This window comes from Novosphingobium sp., from assembly GCF_031424035.1.
Taxonomy (GTDB): domain Bacteria; phylum Pseudomonadota; class Alphaproteobacteria; order Sphingomonadales; family Sphingomonadaceae; genus Novosphingobium.
This window is the reverse complement of sequence record NZ_JANPGP010000122.1, coordinates 1-3,161: the sequence shown is the minus strand read 5'-3', so window position 1 is coordinate 3,161 and position 3,161 is coordinate 1. Positions and strand designations below refer to the sequence as shown.

General features: G+C 66.5%; 8 protein-coding genes. 2 read left to right on the top strand and 6 right to left on the bottom strand.

Annotated elements, in window-relative coordinates; translation table 11 throughout:
* The first annotated feature begins 174 nt into the window (after window positions 1–174).
* Window positions 175–471 carry a hypothetical protein gene (locus tag RMO89_RS16910; RefSeq protein ID WP_310534602.1) on the top strand — a complete coding sequence of 99 codons (297 nt, stop codon included), beginning with the start codon at window positions 175–177 and terminating at the stop codon, window positions 469–471.
* A gap of 6 nt (window positions 472–477) precedes the next feature.
* Entirely contained in the window at window positions 478–855 is a 378-nt protein-coding gene (locus tag RMO89_RS16905; protein WP_310534600.1) for a thermonuclease family protein, read from the top strand.
* A 37-nt stretch (window positions 856–892) separates the two neighbouring features.
* On the opposite strand, the gene RMO89_RS16900 is transcribed toward RMO89_RS16905, so the two are convergent.
* The 6 genes from RMO89_RS16900 to RMO89_RS16875 form a co-directional block, all read right to left on the bottom strand.
* Entirely contained in the window at window positions 893–1,126 is a 234-nt protein-coding gene (locus tag RMO89_RS16900) for a hypothetical protein (RefSeq protein ID WP_310534598.1), read from the bottom strand.
* On the bottom strand, window positions 1,092–1,433 hold the full coding sequence (locus RMO89_RS16895; protein ID WP_310534596.1) for a hypothetical protein: 342 nt from the start codon (window positions 1,431–1,433) through the stop codon (window positions 1,092–1,094). The genes RMO89_RS16900 and RMO89_RS16895 overlap by 35 nt, the downstream gene beginning before the upstream one ends.
* A complete protein-coding gene (locus RMO89_RS16890; protein WP_310534594.1) occupies window positions 1,430–1,747 on the bottom strand; it encodes a hypothetical protein in 318 nt (105 codons plus the stop codon). Before RMO89_RS16890 ends, RMO89_RS16895 begins: the two co-directional genes overlap by 4 nt.
* The gene (locus tag RMO89_RS16885) at window positions 1,744–2,436 is read right to left on the bottom strand and encodes a lysozyme (protein ID WP_310534593.1); all 693 of its coding nucleotides are present in this window, start codon (window positions 2,434–2,436) and stop codon (window positions 1,744–1,746) included. The genes RMO89_RS16890 and RMO89_RS16885 overlap by 4 nt, the downstream gene beginning before the upstream one ends.
* A gap of 11 nt (window positions 2,437–2,447) precedes the next feature.
* Window positions 2,448–2,885 (bottom strand): hypothetical protein, encoded by a 438-nt coding sequence (locus tag RMO89_RS16880; RefSeq protein ID WP_310534592.1) that lies wholly within the window; start codon window positions 2,883–2,885, stop codon window positions 2,448–2,450.
* Window positions 2,886–2,938: 53 nt separating this feature from the next.
* A partial coding sequence (locus tag RMO89_RS16875; protein ID WP_310534591.1) for a hypothetical protein occupies window positions 2,939–3,161 on the bottom strand: 223 nt, incomplete at its 5' end.

Below are 3,161 nucleotides of genomic sequence, written 5' to 3'. Positions count from 1 at the left end.
ATACACTGCTGTAAACATGAACGCTATCGGCTCGGGCTTGCTCGGTGCTGTTGCCTACGGGGAACACGCCGGCCAGCTAATTGAGTATGAGCGCCTACTTGTGATCGAGCGCCGCATTCTCCGCATTGAGAAGGCCATGCGCCGCGCGGGCATTGAGGTTGAGGATATGGAGCCATGACCGACGAAGAACTGATCGCGCTGGCTGATAGATTGGAGGCAGTCGCGCCGAAGCGCATTCCCGGAACATCGAACGACTTCGCTTTCCGCATGGACGGCCTTAGCCTGATCGACCGAATCACCATAAACCCCGCCCCCGAAGGCCGAGGCGTGACCATCGAAGTCACCGGAAGACTGACAGAAATGCTCGCCCTGGCCACCGGCGAACCGACCCAGAACCGGGCGATGTATGCTAACGATGGAGCGGGTAAGGGGAATTGTGCGTTGCCACAATTCTTGCGCGCGGTGGTTTGATACGCCATGCCGCCGCTCATGCCATGGCTCGCCGCTGCCCTTGTCTGTTCCTCGCCGGTTGCCGTTGATGGCGATACGTTGCGATGTGGGAACCTTGGGGCGGTGCGGCTTGTCGGGATAGATGCACCCGAGATGCCGGGGCATTGTCGGCCTGGGCGCACCTGCACTCAGGGGGATGGCTGGGCGAGCAAGCGCGCGCTGGCGGCGATGATTTCAGGGCGCGTGGTGATCTGCCGGACAGTCGGGCGCGATGGCTATGGGCGGCTGCTGGCGCGGTGCTCGGCCGGGGCGCGGGATCTGTCCTGCGCGATGGTGGCTGCCGGGCAGGCGGTCTATCGCTATTCGGCGATCAGGTGTGAGCGGCAGTCGTCAAGAAAACCTTGACGACTGCGCCCGAGCAAATTGCACTTTCCGCAAATTGCTACTTCCCCACCCCGGCGTTCCACGCCTTCACGCCCGCGACCTTGGCGAAGCAATCGCCCCAGGCTGAGCGCAGGGCGAGGATGTAATCGAGCGTCATCGCATCGCGGGCGCGTTGGGTTTCGGGGGACTGCGCCGGCAGGTCAGGGGCCTGCGGTTCATCGGCGCAGGTGGTCAGCTCGGCCGGGAACGGGACCAGCCTAACGCGTTCGTTCCCGCATCCGGTCAAGGCCACACTTGAGCACGTCAGCGCAGCCGTCAGCAGCTTTGCGAGCATCGTCATTCTGTTTCTCCACCTTGGATTTGGTCGCGGCTGCCGATTCCACCGCCGCGATCGACGCCGAGGCGCTGGCCTCGATCACCTGCGCGGTGACTGCGGCTTCGTGTTCGTCGATCACCTCGGCATCGTGCGACGACAGCCAGCAGGACCACAGCAGCGCGCAGAGCCCCGCCACGGCAACGAAGGCCGTCAGCAGCGCGAGCGGGCGGCGCAAGCCCTCGGGCAGGCCCCAGCGGGCGAACAGGGTTATCAGCAGCGTCATGGCTTCACCTCTCCCAGATCAGGAACCTGCGGCCCCGCAGGAGGCTTGGTCGGAATAGCGCCGGTCTCGCCGATCACGCGCGAGGTGGCGGTCGAGCGGTCCTTGAGCGCGATCGCGCCGGCCGTCGCGCCGATGCAGGCCGCCAGCCCGCCCGGATAGGCGAGGCAGAACTCGGTCACGCCGACATTGTCGATCACGCCGGTGGCAACGAACAGCGGGACGACAGCAGTGTAGACCAGCGTGCCGACCGCGCCGAGGATGCGCTGAACCTCGAACTCGCCGCCGATGCCCTTGAGGGCCGTCCAGATGCTCATACGCCCCTCCGATACAAATCCGCTTCCTTCGCCCGGCGGCGCTGCAGGCCGGGCAGCACGCGGCCCCCGCCCTTGTTCCACAGCGCGAACGCCTCCGCGGCGGCGCGGTGATCGCCGGCCTTGTGCAGACGCAGCACGCTCGACTTGCCGAACGCGCCGATGCCGATGTTGAAGGCGAGGCTGACCATCGCGTCGAACTGCGCCTGCGTGGCCCCCGGCGCGGCCTTGGCGACGGCATCCTCGAACCGGTCCAGATCGCTCTGCAGCAGCACGTCGGCCTGCGCCTCGGTGATTACCTGCCCGGGCGTGACGTGTGGCCCGGTCGAGCCGTAGCCGATCGTCCAGACCTTCGCCGGGCAGAGGTAGGCTTTCAGTTCAAGCCCCTCGAATTCCTTGATCAGCGCCAGCCCCGCTGCGCCGATCTGCCGGCCGGTGGCGATGGGCGGCAGGACAACGCCCTCGCGCGCCGCTGCCAGTCCCGCGTTGATCGTGTCGACCTCGGCTTGGCTCAGTCCGTCGTCGTCATCGTCGAGCCGCCGCGCCACGTCGAAGATCGGCTTGTCGGCCTGCAGCGCGCGGGCCTGCGCGATGGCGCCGTGAATCGCCAGCACGTCGCGGCTGTCGAACTTGCCGCCCACCACGCGCACCGCGTCGAAGATCGGCTTGTCGTCCTTGAAGTCGATGAACATTGCGGGTCCTTTCAAATCTCGCCCAGCTGGTTGACCAGCTCGGTCAGGTCAGCCGGCAGCACGACCTCGACCGGGAAGGCGGTACGCAGCATGGCGTCAGCGCGTTTCAGGGCCGGGCTGTCGGGAGAGATCGCCCGGACCTCGATCACCAGCTCGAGCGCCGCCCCGCGCAGCGCGCGGAAGCGGTTGCGGAGCGCGGAAATCTCGGTCGCATTGGCCAAGTGCGCGGCGCGCAGTTCCTCAAGATCGTGTTCGAGCTGCTGGCGGTATTCCTTGTCGCGCCGGTCGAGCGATTCCTCCCAGACCCGCAACCGATCGGCCTTGCGATCAGACCGCGCACCCTGCCAGTTGAGCAGCCAGGCCAGCCCTTTGCCCAGCGCCGCCAGCGCCGCCACTACCCCGGCAAACACGCCGCCCACTTCGCCCGCCGAAAGGCCTGCCTGATCCACGAATACCCCCGTTGCTGATCGGGCGGGTGCCCGGGAAAAGGTTGCGCTGGTCATCACAGCGCACCGTCAATGTCGGACCAGATCGCATTCGCCCTGTCGGCCTCAAGGAACACCAGCGTCTCCCGCGCGGCGAAAGCCACGGCAGAAAAGCCCCACGTCGCATCGGTCAGGCTCTTGGCCTCATCCATCAGGTTCTGGATGAAGTAGACGTTGCCGACCCCGTCGACATCGCGCACCGCGCCCTGGAACGGCCCTGGCAGGTACGTCGCGCTCGGC